The 21,113-nt window shown below is 72.6% G+C and carries 3 protein-coding genes; all 3 read right to left on the bottom strand.

The window, feature by feature from the left end; genetic code table 11:
* Positions 1 to 10: 10 nt before the first annotated feature.
* Genes ACQPXG_RS29870 through ACQPXG_RS29880 form a run of 3 tightly spaced genes read right to left on the bottom strand, consistent with a single transcriptional unit; the run spans position 11 to position 21,035 of the window.
* Positions 11 to 3,904 carry an amino acid adenylation domain-containing protein gene (locus ACQPXG_RS29870; RefSeq protein WP_433462460.1) on the bottom strand — a complete coding sequence of 1,298 codons (3,894 nt, stop codon included), beginning with the start codon at positions 3,902 to 3,904 and terminating at the stop codon, positions 11 to 13.
* A complete protein-coding gene (locus tag ACQPXG_RS29875; protein ID WP_433462461.1) occupies positions 3,901 to 11,580 on the bottom strand; it encodes an amino acid adenylation domain-containing protein in 7,680 nt (2,559 codons plus the stop codon). Before ACQPXG_RS29875 ends, ACQPXG_RS29870 begins: the two co-directional genes overlap by 4 nt.
* Positions 11,577 to 21,035, bottom strand: a complete 9,459-nt coding sequence (locus ACQPXG_RS29880) for an amino acid adenylation domain-containing protein (RefSeq protein ID WP_433462462.1) — start codon at positions 21,033 to 21,035, stop codon at positions 11,577 to 11,579. The genes ACQPXG_RS29875 and ACQPXG_RS29880 overlap by 4 nt, the downstream gene beginning before the upstream one ends.
* Positions 21,036 to 21,113 lie beyond the last annotated feature (78 nt).

Consider the following 21,113-nt stretch of genomic DNA (forward strand, 5'->3'; position numbering starts at 1 on the left):
TGCGTCCCTTTCACTGTGCGCTGTGCAGTTTGTCGAGCTTGGCGGCCAGGACGGCGCCCATCTCGGCGACCGGGCCCGGCTCCAGGAGCAGGTGGTGGGCGGAGTCGAGCGGGTAGTCCTCGATCTCGCCGTCGACGAGCGGGCCCCAGTTGGCCCGCCCGGTGGGAGAGCCGCCGGTGCGGCCCTGGAGGGCGGTGAAGAACACGATGTCGCCGCGGAACCGCCGGGGCCGGTACTCCTCGGCGTGGCGGACCCCGTTCTCGTAGTTCCGGTAGACGTTGACCAGGTCGTCCTCGCCGAGCGTGGCGAGGGCGTCGTCGCGCTCGGCGAGGATCGCCATGATCTGCGCCATGTCGGGGTTGCCGTCCTCGGCGACCATCTTCGCGTCGACGCCGATCCCCTCCAGCAGCTCGGGGAGGATCTCGCGGCGCTCGGATCCGAGGTCCTGGCCGTGGTAGGAGTCGATGAGGGCGAGCAGGCCGATCCGCTCCCCCGCCGCCTGGAGCCGGACGGCCATCTCGTAGGCGACGAGCCCGCCGAGCGACCAGCCCGCGATGTGGTAGGGGCCGGACGGCTGGACGGCGCGGATCTGCGCGAGGTAGTCGACCGCCATCTCCTCGACGGAGCCGGGCAGCTCCGGCCGGGTGAACGCGCGGGCCTGGAGCCCGTAGACCGGCTGGTCCGGGCCGAGGTGCCGCTGGAACCCGAGGTAGCCCCAGGCGAGCCCGCCCGCGGGGTGCACGAAGAAGACCGGCGGGCGGGTCCCCGACGTCCGGATCGGGAGGAGGACCTCGAAGCCGAGCCGGTCCTCCGGCTCGCCGGCCCTGGTCAGGCCCTCGACCGTCTGGTGGGTGAACACGTCGCGCGGGGTGAGCTCGATGCCGGCCCGCCGGGCGCGCGTGACGAGCCTGAGCGCGGCGAGGCTGTCGCCGCCGAGGTCGAAGAAGCTGACGTCGGCGCCGACGCGGCCGAGGCCGAGGACCTCCGCGACGATGCCGCAGAGCCGCTCCTCCTCGGGGGTGCGGGGGTCGCGTCCGGCTGCGGCCTCGCCGTAGTCCGGCGCGGGCAGGGCGCGCCGGTCGAGCTTGCCGTTCGGCCCGACGGGGAGCGTGTCGAGCCGGACGAACGCGGCGGGCACCATGTACTCGGGCAGCCGCTCCTTGACGAACTCGCGCAGGCCGTCGGTCGACGGGGTGACGGCGTAGGCGACGAGGGTCCTGACGCCCGGGGTGTCCTCGCGGGCGACGACGGCGACGTTCGCGACGGCCGGGTGGGCGGCGACGGCCGCCTCGACCTCGCCGAGTTCGATCCGGAACCCGCGCACCTTGACCTGGAGGTCGGCGCGGTCGACGTAGTCGAGGGCGCCGTCCGGCCGCCACCGGACGAGGTCGCCCGTCCGGTACATGCGGTCGCCGGGGGCGCCGAACGGGTCGGCGACGTAGCGTTCGGCGGTGAGCGAGGGCCGCTGCAGGTACCCGCGGCCGAGTCCCGCGCCCGCGATGTAGGCCTCGCCGACGACACCGGGGGGAACGGGCCGGAGCCCCTGGTCCAGCACGTAGACGCGCATGTCGTCGATGGGTCGGCCGAGCACGGGGGACGTCTCGGACGATCCGGCGAGCGGCGCCCGCTGCCCGGCGAAGGTGGTGTACGTGGTGGCCTCGGTCGGCCCGTACACGTGGCCGACCTGGGTGTCCGGGCATGCGTCGAGGACCTTGCGCATCGCGGTGGACGACCCCGCCTCCCCGCCGGTCAGCACCTCGCGGAGCCGCGCGAACGCTTGCGGCCGCTCGTCCGCGACCAGGTTGAACAGGGTCGTGGTGAGGAACAGGCCGGTGACGCCGCCGGCGGCGATGGTCTCCTCCAGGGCCGCGCCGTCCAGGTGCCCGGGAGGCGCGACGACGGCCGTCCCGCCGTGCAGCAGCGGCGTCCACACCTCGTAGATCGACGCGTCGAACGCGTGCGGCGAGTGGACGAGGACCCGGTCGTGCGCCCCTGCGCGGAACATGCCGTCGGTGGCGAGGTCGACCGCGTCGCGGTGGCGGAGCATGACGCCCTTGGGCACTCCCGTGGACCCGGACGTGAACAGCACGAACGCGAGCTGGTCCGGATGACGTTCGACGGCCGGGGCGGTGTCCGGCGGCGCCTCGGTTCCGGGGTCGTCGTCCACGACCAGGATGTGCGCGGGCGTGCCGAGGCCGGCGACGCGGTCGCGCATCGAGGTGTCGACGACGAGGACGGGCGCGCCGATCTCGGCGACCGCCCAGGCCATCCGCTCCGGCGGGTAGCCGTGGTGAATGGGCGCGAGGGCGCCGCCGGCCTGAAGAACCGCGAGCGAGACCACGACGGTGTCGGCGGATCTTTCGAGCAGCACCGCGACGGGTGTCTCCGGTCCCACCCCGAGCCCGGTGAGGCGGCGCGCCAGCCTGCCGGCCCGCGCGTCGAGCTCGGCGTAGGTGAGCGATTCGCCGCCGGCCTGGACGGCGATGGCGTCCGGAGTCCTCGCCCGCTGTTCGGCGAAGCGGGCGGTGAGGGTTCCGGGACGGCGTTCGGTGGCCGGGCCCTGCCAGTCACGCAGGACGTGGGCGCGTTCCTCGTCGTCCAGCACGTCGATCCGGGCGAGGGGCAGGTCGGGGCGGTGGGCGACGGCTTCGAGGATGCGGGTGAGGCGGCGCATCAGCCGTTCCGTGGCGGCCCCGGAGAACAGGTCGGTGCGGTGGTCGATGCGCAGGGACAGGCCGCGGCCGGGGACGGCGGCGAGGGTGAGCGGGTAGTGGGACGCGTCGTAGCCGTCGACGTCGTGGAGGGTGAGGCCGCCGAGGTCGGTGCCGGCGGCGTCCGGGTCGAACGGGTAGTTCTCCAGGACGGTCATGGTGTCGAACAGCGTCCCGGCGCCGGTGAGGCGCTGGATGTCGGACAGGCCGAGATGGTGGTGCGGCATCAGCGCGGCCTGCCCGTCCTGGAGGCGGGTCAGCGCCTCCGCGACGGTGTCGGCCGGACGGACCCGGACGCGGATCGGCAGCGTGTTGATGAACAGCCCGATCATCTGCTCGACGCCGGGCAGCTCCGCCGGACGGCCGGAGACGGCCGCGCCGAACACCACGTCGGTCGCGCCGGTGAGGCGGCTGAGCAGGGTTCCCCAGGCGAGCTGCAGGACGGTGTTGAGGGTGACGCCGTGGGCGCGGGCGCGCGCGCTGAGCGCCGAGGTCAGTTCTTCGGTGAGGCGGGTCCGGACGCGTCCGGGTGTGGCCGTGCAGGGCTCGGGTGCGCCGGGGGCCACGAGGGTGGGTTCGTGGACCCCGTCCAGGGAGCGGCGCCAGGCGTTCTCGGCGGCGGGGCGGTCCTGGGCGGCGAGCCATGCGAGGTAGTTCTTGTAGGGGGTGACGCGCGGCATTCCGGTGTCGTCGCCCTTGGCCAGGTACAGCGCGAACAGCTCGGTCTGCAGGACGGGCGTGGACCAGCCGTCGAGCAGGATGTGGTGGTTGGTGAACACCATGCGGTGCAGGCCGTCCGCGAGCTTGATGAGCAGGAAGCGCAGCAGCGGCGGTTTCGTCATGTCGAACGGCCGGGCGCGTTCGGCGTCGGCGAGCTCGCGCGTCCTGGACTCGCGTTCGGGTTCGGGGAGGGCGGACAGGTCCTCGTCCCGCCAGGGCGGCCGCACCGTCCGGTGGACGACCTGGACCGGTGAGCCCTCCTTGCGCTGCCGGAACCCGGCCCGAAGGTTGGCGTGCCTGCGCAGGAGGGCCGCGGCGGCGGCGCGCAGGGCGTCCACGTCCAGTGGGCCGCGCAGGTCGAACACGATCTGCGCGGTGTAAACGTCGTGGCCCGAGTCGTAGAGGGCGTGGAAGAACAGCCCCTGCTGCAGGGGGGACAGCGGGAGGATGTCCTCAAGCTGCGACGCGGTCAATCCAGCTCCCATTCGCCGTCGAGCTCGGCGGCGAGCTCGTCGATCTCCTCCTGGCTGACGTCCACCAGGGACAGGTCGGACGGGGTGAACCCCCCGACGGGGCCGTCCGCGGCGCCGTCCACGACGTGTGCGACGAGGCCGCACAGCGCCGCGTACCAGCGGCCGGCCAGGTCCTCGATCGCGGCGTCGTCGAACAGGCCGCCCGCCCACGTCCAGGTCGCGGACAGCTCGGGGCCGTCCGGCAGCTCGCGCGTGTGCGCGTTGACCTCGATGGCGTGGACGAGGCCGAGCGCGCCGTCCACCCCGGGGCCGAGGGCGGCGGTGTCGGCCTGGTCCGCGGGGCCCCAGTCGGTGGCCTCGGCGGCACCGCGGCCGAGGTAGTTGAACGCGATCTGCGGGTGACCGCCGGTCTGCAGGGCGGGGCCGAGGTAGCGGAGGAGCCCGTGGCCGATGCCGTTCCCGGGGATCTCGCGCAGCTGCTCCTTGACCCGTTTGAGGGCGGTGCCGACGGCCTGGCCTCCGTCGCGGACGTCGGCGGGCGACAGCCGCCCGGGGTCGAGCCGGACCGGGTGGATCGAGGTGAACCAGCCGGCGGTGCGGGACAGGTCGACGCCGGGGACGATCTCCTCGCGGCCGTGTCCTTCGAGGTCGACGAGGACGGCGGTCTCGTCGGAGACGCCCCGTTCGTTCCGCCATTCGGCGACGGCGAGGGCGAGGCCGGTGAGCAGGACGTCGTTGACGCGGCCGTGGAACGCGGCCGGGACGTCGGTGAGGAGCGGTCCGGTGACGTCGGCGGGCAGGTCGAGCGTGCGGTGCCGCGCCGTCGCGAACGTGTCGGCCGCCGGGTCCAGCGGGCGGGCGCCGAGGACGGGGTCGGGGGTGGCGAGGATGTCGTCCCACAACTGCAGCTCGGCCGTCCGGGCGGGGTCGGACGCCTCGGCGGCGAGGCGCTGCGCCCAGCGGCGGAACGAGGTCGGGACGGGGTCGAGGTCTTCCCCGGCCCACGCCGTGACCAGGTCGGGCAGGATGATCCGCCAGGACACGCCGTCCACGACGAGGTGGTGGAGGGTGAGGAGCAGGCGCCCGGACGCGGCGGGGCCGGCGTCGAACCAGACGAGCTGCGCCATCGTCCCGGCGGCCGGGTCGAGGCGCCGCCGGGCGGCCTCGGCCTCGTCGGCGAGGACGGCGCGGAGCGCGTCCGTGTCGAGGCCTTCGACGTCCACGCGCCGGACGAGGGCGGCTGCGTCGACCCTGCCGGGCTCGGCGACCTCGAACTCGGCGCCCTCCACGCGGAGGCGGAGCATGTCGTGGTGGTCGAGGACGGTCTGGAACGCCCTGGTCAGGTCCTCGACGCCGAGGGCCGGCGGAACCTGGAGCAGCATCCGCTGGCTGTAGCCGTCGACGGGACCGTGCAGCTCCTGGAACCAGCGCATGATCGGGGTCGCCGGGACGCGGCCGACGCCGGTGCCTGGGGCCTCGGCCTCGATCTCCTCTGCTTGGCCGACCGGTTTGGCGGTGGCGGCCAGTTCCTCGACGGTCTGATGCTGGAACACATCCCGCGGGGTGATGACCAGGCCGGACTGGCGGGCCCGGGAGACGAGCTGGATCGCGATGATCGAGTCGCCGCCCAGATCGAAGAACCCGTCATCGACCCCGACCCGTTCCAGACCCAGCACCTCGGCGAACAGCCGGGCGAGAGTCTCCTCCTCGACGGTGCGGGGGGCGCGGGACGACACCTTCACGGTGAAGTCGGGTGCGGGCAGCGCGGTGCGGTCCAGCTTGCCGTTGACCGTCAGCGGCAGCGCCTCCAACTCCACGACCACGGCCGGAACCATGTAGTCCGGCAGTGCCTTGCCGGCGAACCGGCGCAGGTCGGCGGTGTCGATATCGTCGCCGGTCACGTAGGCGATGAGACGGTCGTCGCGGACGATGACGGCGGCGTCGCCGACGTGCTCATGCCTGGTCAGGCAGGCCTGGATCTCGCCCAGCTCGATCCGGAAACCGCGCAGTTGCACCTGCTGGTCGGCGCGTCCGAGATATTCGAGAGTTCCGTCGGGGCGCCAGCGGCCAAGGTCACCGGTCCGGTACATACGGGAACCCGGGTCACCGTGCGGGTCGGCGACGAACCGCTCCGCCGACAAGCCCGGACGGTTCAGGTAACCGCGTGCCAACCCTGCGCCCGACACATACAACTCGCCCACGACACCGGGCGGGACAGGCTGGAGACGGTCGTCCAGCACATAGACGCGCAAGTCAGGGATACCGACGCCGATCACGCTGCCGGGTGCGGTCGCTGCCAACGCACGGTCCAATGCGCAGTAGGAGACGTGCACCGTGGTCTCGGTGATCCCATACATGTTCACCAGGACCGGGGCGTTCTCGTCGTGCCGGGAGTACCAGTCCTCCAGGCGCCCCAGATCCAGGGCCTCCCCGCCGAACACCACATAACGCAACGCCAGATCTGCGCCCGGGTTCTGCTTGTCGGCGGCCATCAACTGGTAGAACGCCGACGGCGTCTGATTGAGAACGGTCACCCGCTCGCGCTCCAGCAGAGCAAGGAAGTCCTCCGGCGAGCGGGTCGTCAGATACGGGACGACGACCAGACGCCCGCCGTACAGCAGCGAGCCCCACAACTCCCACACCGTGAAATCGAACGCATAGGAGTGGAACAACGTCCACACATCGGCCTGACCGAAGCCGAACCACTCCTCGGTCGAGCGCAGCAGGCGGACAACGTTCTGATGCGGAACCACCACACCCTTCGGACGCCCCGTCGAACCCGACGTGTAGATGACATACGCGGGGTGGGCGGGGTCGATTGCAACGCCGGGGTTGGTGTCGGGTTGGCCGGTGGCGTCCAGGTCCTCCGGCCCCAACGTGAGGACGGGCCTGGCGTCCTCGACCATGTAGGCGATCCGATCCGCCGGATAATCCGGATCGATCGGGACATACGCCGCGCCCGCCTTCAACACAGCAAGAACCGCCACCACCAGATCCGCCGAACGCGGCAGAGCAAGCGCCACGAACTGCTCAGGCCCCACACCCTGCTCGACCAACCGATGCGCCAGACGATTCGCCCTCGCGTTCACCTCCCCATACGTCCACGACACACCCTCGAACGTCACCGCAGCCGCGCCCGGACGAGCCGCCGCCTGCGCATCGAACAGCGCGGGGATGGTCGTCCGTTCGACGTCGCCGCCCCTGCCGCCGGCCCAGCGGCGCAGGAGGGTGCGCCGCTCGCTCCGGTCCAGGATCTCCGCCGCGGTGATCGGCGCGTCGGGGTCGGTGACGAGTTCGCGGACGAGGCGCTCGAAGCGGGTCGCGATCGTCTGCGCGGTGCCGGGGTCGAAGAGGTCCAGGGCGTATTCGAGACCGGCGTCGATGCCGCCGGGCGCGCCGTCGTCGGCGTGCCGTTCCTCCAGGTAGAGGGACAGGTCGTACTTGGCCGCCCCCGCGGCGAGGGGCTCGGCGCCGCCGGTCAGCCCGTCCAGCGCCAGCCGCGCCTCCGGGTTGTTCTGGAACGACAGGACGACCTGGAACAGCGGGTGCCGCGCCATCGACCGGGCCGGGTTGAGGACCTCCACCAGGCGCTCGAACGGAAGGTCCTGGTGCGCGTAGGCGGCGAGGTCGGCCTCCTTCACCCGTCCGATCAGGTCCCGGAAGGAGGGTTCCCCGGACGTGTCGGTGCGCAGCACGAGCATGTTGACGAACATGCCGACCAGGTCATCGAGGGCGTCGTCGGTGCGGCCGGCGATGGGCGAGCCGATCGGCACGTCCGTCCCCGCACCGAGCCGGGTGAGCAGCGCGGCGTAGGCGGCCTGCATCACCATGAACAAGCTCGCGCCGCTCTCACGAGCGAGCGCCAGGAGCCCGGTGTGGAGTTCGGCGTCCAACTCGAACGCGTGCGTCCCGCCCCGGTAGGACGCCTCCGCCGGACGCGGCCTGTCGGCCGGGAGCGCAAGCTCCTCCGGCAGCCCGGCGAGGGCGTCCCGCCAGTAGGCGATCTGCTTCGCGATCAGACTGTCCGGGTCGTCCTCCGAGCCGAACAGTTCGCGCTGCCAGAGCGTGTAGTCCGCGTACTGGACGGGCAACGGCGCCCACTGCGGTTCCCGTCCCTCCGAGCGGGCCGTGTAGGCGAGGATCACGTCGCGGGCGAGCGGCGCCATCGACCAGCCGTCCGCAGCGATGTGGTGCAGGACGAGCATGAGGACGTGCGTGTCGTCGCCGAGCGCGAACAGGCGCGCCCGCAGCGGCGGCTCCACGGACAGGTCGAAGCCCTGCCCGACCGCGGCGGCCAGCGCCATCGGCAGCGCGCTCTCTTCGGTGTCGGCGACGTCGAGGCGGGGGCGGGCGTCGGCTGGGTCGAGGACGAGCTGCCGGGCGCTGCCGGAGGAGTCCGGGAAGATCGTGCGGAGCGACTCGTGCCGGGCGGTGACGTCGGCGAGCGCGAGGCGCAGCGCGTCCAGGTCGAGTTCCCCGTTCAGGCGCAGCGCGATCGGCATGTTGAACGTCGCGGACGGCCCCTCGAACCGGTTGAGGAACCAGAGCCGCTGCTGCGCGTACGACAGCGGGACGACGCTCGGGCGCTCGGCCCGGGCCAGCGGCGGCCGGACGTCACCGGCCGCGTCCGCGAGCCGTTCGGCGAGACCCGCGACGGTCGGCGCCTCGAACAGCGCCCGGACGGGCAGCTCGGCGCCCTGCGCCGACCGGACCCTGCTGACGAGCCGGGTCGCGGTGAGGGAGTCGCCGCCGAGGTCGAAGAACCCGTCGTCCACGCCGACCCGCGGCACTCCCAGGATCTCGGCGAACAGCCCGCAGAGGATCTCCTCCTGCGGCGAGCGCGGCGCCCGGCCGGCCGCCGCGCCGGTGCCGGGCGCGGGCAGCGCGGCCCGGTCGAGCTTGCCGTTCACGGTGAGCGGCAGCGCGTCCAGGACGGTGAACGCCGGGATCATGTGGTCGGGCAGCCGCTCGGCGGCGTGGCGCCGGACCGCCGCGACGTCGACGTCCGGCCCGACGAGGTAGGCGGCGAGGTGCCGGTCGCCCGGCCGGTCCTCGCGGACGATCACGGCGGCCCGGGTGACGCCCGCGCATCCGGTGAGGACGTTCTCGATCTCGCCGGGCTCCACCCGGTAGCCGCGGATCTTGACCTGGTCGTCGGCGCGGCCGAGGTACTCGATCGTCCCGTCCGGACGCCACCGGGCCAGGTCGCCGGTGCGGTACATGCGGTCGCCGGGCGCGCCGAACGGGTCGGCGACGAACCGCTCGGCGGTCAACCCGGGCCGGTCGAGATACCCGCGCGCGAGCTGCGCGCCCGCGAGGTAGAGCTCGCCGGGGATCCCGGCCGGGACGGGCCGCAGCGCGGTGTCCAGCACGTACGACCGGGTGTTGCGGCCGGGGCGGCCGACGGACGGGTGCTCGCTGCGGGCGAGCACCTGGTTCATCGTGTCGATCGTCGATTCGGTCGGCCCGTAGAAGTTACGCGTGGTCAGCCCGGGGACCGCCCGCAGTTCGGCCCACAGGCTCTCGCTGATGTCCTCGCCGCCGAGGAGTAGCTGCGCCGGGAGATGGCGCCCGTCCTGCCTCAGCAGCCCCGCCTCGCGCAGCGCCGCGAAGTGGGAGGGGGTGGTGTTGACCAGGTCGATCTGCGCGCGCGCCACGTACGCCGTGTACGCCTCCACGTCGCGGCGCGTCTCGTCGTCGATGAGGTGCAGCTCGTGGCCGCACATCATCCACAGCAGCCCCATCCATGACGTGTCGAAAGAGAACGACGCCAGATGGGCGAACCGCATCCTGCGCCCGCCGGCGGCCTCGACCGCCGGATCGATGAACGCGTCCCGGTGGGCCTCGAAGTAGTTCAGCACCCCCACGTGGGGAACGGTCACGCCCTTGGGCCGCCCGGTGGACCCGGAGGTGTAGATGGCGTATGCGGCGTTGTCCGTCCGCAGGGGCCGCACCCGCTCGTCGTCGGAGGGATCGTGCGCGGGCCGCGTGGCCGTGCCGGGGAGGCCGCCGGCCGTGATGGTCAGGACCGGGCGGGAGTCGTCCAGCATGAAGGAGATGCGGCCGGGCGGGTACTCGGGGTCGACCGGGACGTAGGCGGCGCCCGCCTTCAGGACGCCGAGGATCGCGACGACGATCTCCGGGGTGCGCGGCAGGACGAGGGCGACGCGGTCCTCCGGGCCGATCCCCCGGGCGATCAGCTCGTGGGCGAGGCGGTTGGCGCGCTCGTTGAGTTCGCGGTAGGTCAGCCGCGTGCCGTCGCGGACGAGGGCGATGTCCGACGGCGTCCGGGCGGCCTGGGACTCGAACAGGGCCGGGAGGGTTCCTGACGGGGTCTCCGCGGCCGTGTCGTTCCAGGCGGCGAGATCCGCCCGTTCCGCGTCGTCCGTCAGGTCGACCGCGCCGACCAGGCGGTCCGCGTCCTCGGTGAAGGCTTCCAGGAATCGGCGGATCCGGGCCAGGAGCGCCTCGACCACCGCCCCCTCGTACACGTCGGGCCGGTAGTGCAGGCGGAGCGACAGCCTCTCGCCGGGCGCGGCGACGAACGACAGGGGGAAGTGGGTCGCGTCGTAGGAGTCGGCCGCAATGATGCGGACGCCGTTGAGCGAGCCGTCCATCGAGGACGGATCGAACGGGTAGTTCTCCAGCACCGTCATCGTGTCGAACAGCGGGCCGCCGTGGCCCGCCGAACGCTGGATGTCGCTGAGGCCGAGGTGGTGGTGGGCGAGGAGTACGGTCTGCTCGTCCTGGAGCCGTTCCATCAGCGTGCCGAGCGACTCGTCCAGCCGGTACCGGACGCGGATCGGCAGCGTGTTGATGAACAGCCCGATCATCTGCTCGACGCCGGGGAGTTCGGGCGGTCGGCCCGAGACGGTGGCGCCGGACACCACGTCGTTCGTGCCGAGGAGGCGCCCGAGGACGAGGCCCCACGCGCCCTGCAGGACGGTGCTCAGCGTGACGCCGTGGCGGCGGGCCGCGCGGGTGAGGCGGCGGGTGGCGCGTTCGTCGAGCTCGGTGACGGTCCGCCTCGGCGGTTCGGGGGCGCGGGCGGCGGCCTCGGGGGCGACGAGGCAGGGCCCGTCCAGGCCGTCCAGGGCGCGGCGCCAGGCGTCCTCGGCGGCGGCGCGGTCCTGCCGGGCGAGCCACGCCAGGTAGTTCTTGTACGGGGTGACGCGCGGCATCCCCGTGTCGTGGCCGCCTTGCATGTAGAGCAGGAACAGTTCGGTGGCGAGGATCGGCGTGGACCAGCCGTCCAGCAGGATGTGGTGGTCGGTGAAGACGAGCCGGAACCGCTCGGGCCCCGTCCTGACGAGGACGAACCGCAGCAGCGGCGGTTTCGTCATGTCGAATCCGCGTGCCCGTTCCCGCACGACGACGGAGTCCGCGTCCGGGCCGGAGGCGGTGATCTCCTCCCACGGCAGCTCGACGGTGCGCGGGATCACCTGCACCGGTCGGGACAGGTCCTCGTGCCAGAACGCGGCGCGCAGGTTGGAGTGGCGGCGCAGCAGCGTCCCGGCGGCCGTCCGCAGCGCCGCGACGTCCAGGGGCCCTTCCAGGTCGAGGACGAACTGCGCCGTGTAGACGTCGGAGTCGCCGGCGTCGAGAAGGGCGTGGAAGAAGAAGCCCTGCTGAAGCGGCGACAGCGGCAGGATGTCCTCAAGATCACCCCGGTTCACGGCGTCCGCCTCCAGGCCGTCTGCAGCTTGTCGATCTCGCGCTGGTCCAGCTCCACGAGCAGGTCGGAGGGGGTGAACCCGCCCGTCCCGCCGGCGGCGACGTCGGCGACGAGACCCCGGAGCGCCGTGAACCATCCCTCGGCCAGCTCCCGGACGTCGGCGGAGTCCAGCAGCCCGCCCGGCCACGTCCAGGTCGCGGACAGCACCGGCCCGCCCGGCAGCTCCCGGGTGACGGCGTTGATCTCCAGGACGTGCGCCATCGGCATCCGCGGGTCCTCGCCCGGCGGCAGTTCCTCGGACGCGAGTGTCCAGTCGCCGTCCTCGCCGCCGGTGTCGACGCGGCCGAGGTAGTTGAACGCGATCTGCGCGGGGGGCGCTCCGGCGAGTTCCTCCTCGCCGTCGACATGGCGGAGGAGTCCGTAGCCGAGGGTGTCCGGGACCGCCCTGAGCTGCTCTTTCACCTTCTTGACGGCGCCGCCGCCGGCCGCGCCGCCCGCGTCGAGCCGGACGGGATGGATCGAGGTGAACCAGCCTGCCGTCCGGGAGACGTCGACGCCGGGGACGACGTCCTCGCGGCCGTGGCCCTCCAGGTCGACGAGGACGCCGGTGCCGCGCGCGCCGTGGCGCCTGCGCCACTGGGCGACGGAGACGGCGAGGCCGGTGAGCAGCACGTCGTTCGCCCGCCCGTGGAACGCGGCGGGGGCGTCGGTGAGCAGCGGTCCCGTGACGTCGGCGGGCAGGTCGAGGGTCAGCGAGCGGGCGCGGGCGGCGATGTCCACGCGGGGGTCGAGCGCTCGTCCGGCGAGGTTCTGCGGCGGGCCGTCGACGATGTCGAGCCAGTCCTCCAGTTCCTCCTTGTTCCGCTCGGACGCGGTGAGCTTCTGCGCCCAGCGGCGGAACGACGTCGCGACCGGCTGGAGCTCGCCCCCGGCCCAGGCTGCGACGAGGTCGGGCAGCAGGATGCGCCACGACACCCCGTCCACGACCAGGTGGTGGAGGACGACGAGCAGCCGTCCCTGCTCGTGGCCCGCGTCGAACCAGACGAGCTGCGCGACCGTCCCGGCGGCCGGGTCGAGGCGGTCGCGGGCGGCGGTGGCCTCTTCGGTGATGACGGCCTGGACCTTGTCGCCGTCCAGGCCGGCGACGTCGACGCGGGTGACGAGGCAGGCCGCGTCCGACGCGCCCGGCTGCCGGACGACGGGCTGCCAGCGGTCGCCGTCCACGTCCAGGCGGAGCCGGAGGATGTCGTGGTGGTCCAGGAGCGTCTGGAACGCGGCGGTGAGCCGCTCCAGGCCGAGATCCGGCGGAGTGCGCAGCAGCATCGACTGGTGGAAGCGGCTGATCAGCGAGGCGTCGCCGCCCACTCTTTCGCGGAGCCAGGCGACGATTGGGGTGACCGGGACGGGACCAAGGCCGGCGCCCGGAGCCTCTGCCTCGATCTGCTCGTCTTCGCCGACCGGTTTGGCGGTGGCGGCCAGTTCCTCGACGGTCTGATGCTGGAACACATCCCGCGGGGTGATGACCAGGCCGGACTGGCGGGCCCGGGAGACCAGCTGGATCGCGATGATCGAGTCGCCGCCCAGGTCGAAGAACCCGTCATCGATCCCGACCCGTTCCAAGCCGAGCACCTCGGCGAACAGCCGGGCGAGAGTCTCCTCTTCGGCGGTGCGGGGGGCGCGCGACGACACCTTGACGGTGACGTCGGGTGCGGGCAACGCCGTGCGGTCCAGCTTGCCGTTGACCGTCAGCGGCAGCGCCTCCAACTCCACGACCACGGCCGGAACCATGTAGTCGGGCAGATCTTTGCCGGCGAACCGGCGCAGGTCGGCGGTGTCGATATCGTCGCCGGTCACGTAGGCGATGAGACGGTCGTCGCGGACGATGACCGCGACGTCGGAGACCGTGTCGTGCCGGGCGAGGGCCGACTCGATCTCGCCCAGCTCGATCCGGAAGCCGCGCAGTTGCACCTGCTGGTCGGCGCGTCCGAGATATTCGAGAGTTCCGTCGGGGCGCCAGCGGCCAAGGTCACCGGTCCGGTACATACGGGAACCCGGGTCACCGTGCGGGTCGGCGACGAACCGCTCCGCCGACAAGCACGGACGGTTCAGGTAACCGCGTGCCAGACCAGCCCCCGACACATACAGCTCGCCGGACACGCCGGGCGGGACGGGTTGGAGACGGTCGTCCAAGACGTAGACGCGCAGGTCCGGGATACCGACACCGATAACGCTGCCAGGCACAATCGCCGCCATGGCGCGATCGAGCGCGATGTAGGAGACGTGGACCGTGGTCTCGGTGATCCCGTACATGTTGACGAGCGTCGGTGCGTCCTCGTCGTGCCGGGAGTACCAGTCCTCCAAGCGCCCCAGGTCCAGGGCCTCCCCGCCGAACACCACATAGCGCAGCGCCAGGTCCGTGCCGGGGTTCTGCTGGTCGGCGGCCATCAGCTGGTAGAACGCCGACGGGGTCTGATTGAGGACGGTCACCCGCTCCCGCTCCAGCAGCCTCAGGAAATCGTCCGGCGAGCGAGAGGTCAGGTACGGGACGACGATCAGACGCCCGCCGTACAGAAGCGAGCCCCACAACTCCCACACCGTGAAATCGAACGCATAGGAGTGAAACAGCGTCCACACATCATCCGGACCGAAGCCGAACCACTCCTCGGTCGAACACAGCAACCGCACCACGTTCTGATGCGGAACCACCACACCCTTCGGACGCCCCGTCGAACCCGACGTATAGATGACATACGCGGGATGGTCCGGCGAGATCGCGACACCGAGGTCGGTGTCGTCGTAACCGGCCGCGTCCAGGTCCTCCGGCCCCAACGTGAGAACAGGCTTGGCGTCCTCGACCATGTAGGCGATCCGATCCTCCGGATAGTCCGGATCGATCGGAACGTACGCCGCGCCCGCCTTCAACACAGCAAGAACCGCCACCACCAGATCCGCCGAACGCGGCAGAGCAAGCGCCACGAACTGCTCAGGCCCCACACCCTGCTCGACCAACCGATGCGCCAGACGATTCGCCCTCGCGTTCACCTCCGCATACGTCCACGACACACCCTCGAACGTCACCGCAGCCGCGCCCGGACGAGCCGCCGCCTGCGCCTCGAACAGCGCGGGAATCGTGGCCTGCTCCACAGGCCGTCCATGACCACCGGCCCACTCGCCGAGGATCAGTGACCGCTCCTCCGGCGCCAGGACGTCGGCGTCGCCGATGGGCGCGTCAGGGTCGGCGAGCAGCGCCGACAGATACCGCTCGAACCTCTCGACGAGGCGTTGCGCGGTGGACGAGTCGTAGAGGTCGAGCGCGTACTCCAACTCGCCGTCGAGCCCGTCGTCCCGCTCGGTGAGGATCATCAGCAGGTCGAACCGCGACACACCGGCGGTCAGCGGTTCCGGCTCGGCGCTGAACCCGGGCATGTCCAGCCGCGCCTCCGGGTTGTTCTGGAACGTCAGCCCGACCTGGAACAGCGGGTGCCGGGCCAGATGCCGGGGCGGGTTGAGCACCTCGACGAGCCGCTCGAACGGGACGTCCTGGTGCGCGTACGCGGCGAGGTCGGTCTCCCTGACCCGTCCGACGAGATCCCGGAACGACGGATCACCCGAGGTGTCGGTCCGGAGGACGAGCATGTTCACGAACATGCCGACGAGATCGTCCAGGGCCTCGTCGGTGCGGCCGGCGACGGGTGAGCCGATCGGCACGTCCGTCCCCGCGCCGAGCCGGGTGAGGAGGGCGGCGAAGGCGGCCTGGGCGACCATGAACGGGCTGGCGCCGGTCTCCTGGGCGACCTTCTGCAGACCGGCGTGAAGGTCGGCGCCGAGCCGGAATCGGGCCGTCCCGCCCCGGTAGGACGCCTCCGCCGGACGCGGCCTGTCGGCCGGGAGCGCAAGCTCCTCCGGGAGCCCTTCCAGCGCGCCCCGCCAGTAGGCGATCTGCTTCGCGATCAGACTGTCCGGGTCGTCCTCCGAGCCGAAGAGGTCCTGCTGCCAGAGCGTGTAGTCCGCGTACTGGACGGGCAGCGGCGCCCACTCCGGCGCGCGCCCGCCGGCGCGCGCCGCGTAGGCGGTGATGAAGTCGCGGGCGAGGGGCGCCATCGACCAGCCGTCGCCGCCGATGTGGTGCATGAGGAGCAGTGCCACATGCTCCTGCGGCCCGACCCGGAACAGGTGGGTGCGCAGGGGCGGCTCGGCGGAGATGTCGAACGCGTATCCGGCGGCCACGGCGAGCCGGGTCGGCAGTTCCGCCTCGGTCGTCTCGGTGACCTCCAGCTCGGGGCGGGCGGCGGCAGGGTCCAGGACGAGCTGGCGCGGCACTCCCCCGCGGTCCGGCAGGATCGTGCGGAGCGACTCGTGCCGCCCGACGAGGTCGCCGACGGCGGCGCGGAGCGCGTCGACGTCCAGGGGGCCGCGGATGCGGAGCGCGACCGGCATGTTGTAGGTCGCGGACGGTCCCTCGAACCGGCTGAGGAACCAGAGCCGCTGCTGCGCGTACGACGGCGGGACGACGTCCGGGCGTTCGCGCGGCTCCAGCGCGGGACGCCCTGGTGAGACGCCTCCGCCGAGCAGCGCGGCGAGGCCCGCGACGGTCGGGGCCTCGAACAGCGCGCGGACCGGCAGCTCGGCGTCGAGGGCGCGGCGGATCCGGCTGACCACCCGCATCGCGACGAGCGAGTTGCCGCCGAGCGCGAAGAAGTCGTCGTCGGCACCGACCCGGTCGGCGCCCAGCAGGTCGGCGAAGACGGCGGCGACGGCCTCCTCCGTCTCCCCGGACGGGGCGCGGTACGCGGCCGCCGGGGCGATGCCCGGCTCCGGCTTCGGCAGCGCCGCGGTGTCGACCTTGCCGTTCGGGGTGAGCGGCATCTCGTCCAGCACGACGACCGCGGCGGGCACCATCGAGTCGGGCAGGCTCTCCCGGATGTGGGCGCGCAGCTCCTCCGGGTCGAGCGTCCGGCCGGGGGCCGCGACGACGTACGCGACGAGCCGCTCCTCCGCCGGGCCGTCCACGACTTCGGGGATGCCGGGCAGATCGAGTCCCCCGACGGTGACCGCGCCGCCGGACGCGACCACCCGCTCAAGGGTCCGGTGGTACCAGCGGGCGAGCCGTTCGGCGGTCTCCATGTCGAACAGGTCGAGGGCGTATTCGAGGGTTCCCGTGAACCCGCCCTCATCGTCGCGGGCGTCCTCCAGCAGGAACTCCAGGTCGAACTTGGCGACCCCTGGGTCCACCGGTTCGACGGCGACCTCCAGGCCGGGCAGCTCGACGGACGCCTCCGGATTGTTCTGCAGCGTCAGCATGACCTGGAACAGCGGGTGCCGCGCCAGCGACCGCACCGGGTTGAGCACCTCCACGAGCCGCTCGAAGGGGACGTCCTGGTGCGCGTAGGCGGCGAGGCCGGTCTCCCGGACGCGGGCGAACAGCTCCGCGAACGACGGGTCTCCGGACGTGTCGGTCCGCAGCACCAGCGTGTTCACGAAGACGCCGACGAGGTCGTCCAGGGCCTCGTCGGTGCGGCCCGCGACGGGCGAGCCGATCGGCACGTCCGTCCCCGCGCCGAGCCGGGTGAGGAGGGCGGCGAGCGCCGCCTGCAGGACCATGAAGACGCTCACCTGGTGGTCGCGGGCGAGCGTCCGCAGCCCGTCCGCCAGGTCGGCCGGTACCTCGAAGGAGACCTGGCCGCCCCGGTAGGAGGCGCGGGCCGGGCGGGGGCGGTCGTGCGGCAGCCTGATCTGGTCGGGCAGCCCGGCCAGGGCGTCCTTCCAGTAGGCGAGCTGGCGGGCGGCGAGGCTGCCCGGGTCGTCCTCGTCGCCGAGCAGCTCGCGGTGCCAGAGCGCATAGTCGGCGTACTGGACGGCGAGTGGCGCCCATGCGGGGGCGTCCCCGTCGCGCCGGGCCACGTAGGCGCTAATCACGTCGCGGGCGAGCGGCGCCATGGACCAGCCGTCCCCGGCGATGTGGTGCAGGACGATCAGGAGCAGATGCTCGTCCTCGTCGAGCCGGTACAGGTGGGCGCGCACCGGAAGCTCGTTCGCGAGGTCGAAGCCGCGCGTGGCGTCCATGAACAGGGCGCCGCGGAGGTCGGCGGGCTCGGTGATCGTGAGCCGCGGGTCGGCCTCGCCGGGGGCGAGCACGATCTGGTGCGGTGCGCCGTCGGCGTCGCCGAACAGCGTCCGCAACGACTCGTGCCGGGCGACGACGTCGCGCAGCGCGTCCCGCATCGCGTCGTGGTCGATCGCGCCGGTGAGCCGCAGCGGGATCGGCATGTTGTAGGTGGCGGTGGTCCCTTCGAGCCGGTTGAGGAACCAGAGCCGCTCCTGCGCGTACGAGACCGGGAGCGGAGCGGGACGTTCCATCGCCTTCAGCGCGGGGCGCCCGGCCTCGGCCGCCGACGCGATGTACTCGGCGAGGCCCGCGACCGTGGGCGTCTCGAACAGCGCCCGGACCGGAAGCTCCACGTTCAGCGCGGCGCGGGCGCGGCCGACGACACGGGTCGCCTTGAGCGAGTCGCCGCCGTGGTCGAAGAAGCCGTCGTCGACGCCGACCCGCTCCAGGCCGAGGACTCCGGCGAAGATCCCGCAGAGGATCTCCTCGCGGGCGTCGCGCGGGCCGCGTCCGGTGAGGCCGGCGGCGAAGTCGGGCTCGGGCAGCGCGGCCCGGTCGAGCTTGCCGTTCGGGGTGAGCGGCATCGCGTCCAGCACGACGATCGCGGACGGCACCATGTAGTCCGGCAGGGTCCCGGCGACGAACGCGCGCAGCCCGGCCGGGTCCACCCGGCCGACGACGTAGCCCGCGAGCACGGTGTCGCCGGCGGCGTCGCGGCGCGCGACGACCACGCTCTGCGTGACGGCGGGGTGCGCGGAGAGGGCGGCCTCGATCTCGCCGGGCTCGATCCGGAACCCGCGGACCTTCACCTGGTCGTCGAGGCGGCCGAGGTACTCGATGTGGCCGGCGCGGTTCCAGCGGACGAGGTCCCCCGTGCGGTACATCCGTTCCCCCGGCCCGCCGAACGGGCACGCGACGAACCGGTCCGCGGACAGGGCGGGGCGGCGCAGGTAGCCGCGTGCCAGCCCGTCGCCCGCGACGTACAGCTCGCCGGGCACACCGACGGGGACGGGCTTCAGCCGGTCGTCCAGCACGTAGGCGCGGGTGTTGGCCATCGGGCGGCCGATCGGCGCGTGGCCCTCGGCGTTGCCGTCGTCGTTCCAGCCGGTGACGAAGATCGTCGCCTCGGTCGGGCCGTAGATGTTGGAGATCCGCGTGTCCGGCAGCAGCGCCCGGACGTCCCGGACGAGCTGCGGCGGCAGCGCCTCCCCGCCGAGCGCCACGTCCCCCACGGCGAGGTCGAGTCCGCCTCGGGCCAGGAGGACCGACACCGCGGACGGGACACCGCTGATCAAAGTCCCGGACCAGCCGCCGCGCTCGGCGATCTCCAGCAGGTCGCGGACGACCTCGATCTCGCCGCCCTCGGTCAGCGGCACCAGCCACTCGAACACCGACACGTCGAAGTTCAGCGACGTGGAGAACAGCACCCGGCGCATCCGGTCGGGCCCGTAGCTCGCCATCGACTCGGCGCAGAAGTCCACGACGTTGGCGTGCGAGATGACGACGCCTTTGGGGCGGCCCGTCGAACCCGACGTGTAGATGATGTACGCCGGGTTGGCGGGGCGCAGCGGACGGACCCGGTCGGCGTCGCCGATGTCGTCGCCGGAGTACCCGTCGAGCGAGATCGCGTCGAGTTCGACACGGGGCGTCCCGCCGGGCAGGGCGGCGTCCGACGTCGTGATGACGCAGGCGGGGGCGGCGTCCTCCAGCATGTAGGCGATGCGGTCCGGCGGGTACGCGAGGTCGATCGGCTGGTACCCGGCGCCCGCCTTCAGCACGGCCAGCGCGGCCACGACCAGGTCGGCGTCGCGCGGAAGGGCGAGGGCGACGAAGTCCTCCGCGCCGGCACCGCGCTCGATGAGGTGGCGGGCGAGGCGGTTCGCGCGGGCGTTCAGCTCGGCGTAGGTGACGCGGACATCGCCGGAGACGACGGCGGTCGCGTCCGGTGTCCGGGCGGCCTGCGCCTCGAACAGCTCGGGGACGACGGCCGGCTCGACGGGTAGCTCCGTGTCGTTCCACTCGTCCAGGACGAGGGAGCGCTCGGCGTCGTCGAGCAGCTCGACGTCGCGGAGCGGGGTGGACGGGTCGGCGTCGCCGAGCGTGCGCAGGAGCCGGACGTAGCGGTCCAGGTGGGTGGAGACCTGGTCCTCGGTGTAGAGGTCGGGGTGCGCCTCGAAGTCGACGCGCATGCCGGTGCCGTCGAAGTTGTCGTAGATGTTGATGGACAGGTCGTCGATCGGCCCGGTCGTGATCGCGTGCATCCTCGCCGGCAGGCCCGCGAAGTCCAGCCGGTAGTCGAACGCCATGATGTTGATGACCGGCCCGTAGAGGCGGCGGCGCTCGCCGAGCAGCTTCAGGTCGCGCAGCAGGTCCTCGCGCCGGTAGTGCTGGTGGCGCAGCGCCCGCGCGCTCGCCCGCGTCGCCGCGCGGACGAGCTCGTCCACCGTCATGTCCGGCCGGACCCGGACGCGCAGCGGCAGGACCGTCGCCATCATCGCCGGGGTGTCCAGCGCGACCCGCGTCGTGCGGCCGGTGACGGCCAGGCCGAGGATGACGTCCTCGGTGCCCGTCATCCGCGCCACGTACGCGGCGGTCGCGGCGATCGCGAGGCCCTGCGTCGCGGTGCGCAGCCGGCGGGCGCCGGCGGCCAGCCCGGCCGCCCGGTCCGGCGGGATGACGGTGATCAGGCTGAGGTAGTCGTCGGTCGGCTCGGCCATCTCGTCCGACAGCGACACCGCGACCGGCCGGTCGGCGAACCGTTCGGTCCAGTAGGCGCGGTCCCGCTCGAACCTCTCCGACGCCCGGTACGCCTCCTCCTCGGCGAGGACTCTGCGGTAGTCGCCCTGCTCGGCCGGGACGTACTCGCCGCCGTTCGCGAGCGACGTGTAGATCTCGGCGGCGCGGCGGCTGATGACCAGGCCGCTGTAGCCGTCCTGGATGGCGTGGTGCGCGCGGATGAACCACCGGTGCAGGTCCGGGGACAGCCGCAGCAGGGCCGTGACGTACAGCCGGTCGGCGTCCAGCGGCAGCGGCGCCGCCATCCGCTCCTTCATCCACGCCCGCGCGGCGGCGTCCGGGTCGGGCTCGCCGGACAGGTCGACGAGCGGGATCGTCGCGGTCGCGTCCGGGTCGAGCACCTGCAGCGGCATGCCGTCCCGCTCGGTCAGCCGGGCGTTGAGCGCCAGCCCCTCGTGCGCGGCGATGCGCGCCACCCGGTCCAGCAGGCCGTGGTCGACCGGGCCCTCGATCTCGATGTACTGCGCGATGTGGATCGGCGTTTCGGGCGCCAGCTGCTGCGCGTACCAGACGCTCTGCTGAGCGGCCGACAGAGGAACGTACTCGATGGACATCAAGCGGCACTTTCCCGGTCGCAGGGGGTTTTCTTTACGCCCGGTATCGAAATCAGCAGGACGCCGCCGGGCACACAA

It is taken from the genome of Spirillospora sp. CA-128828, assembly GCF_050945415.1.
Lineage (GTDB): Bacteria > Actinomycetota > Actinomycetes > Streptosporangiales > Streptosporangiaceae > Spirillospora.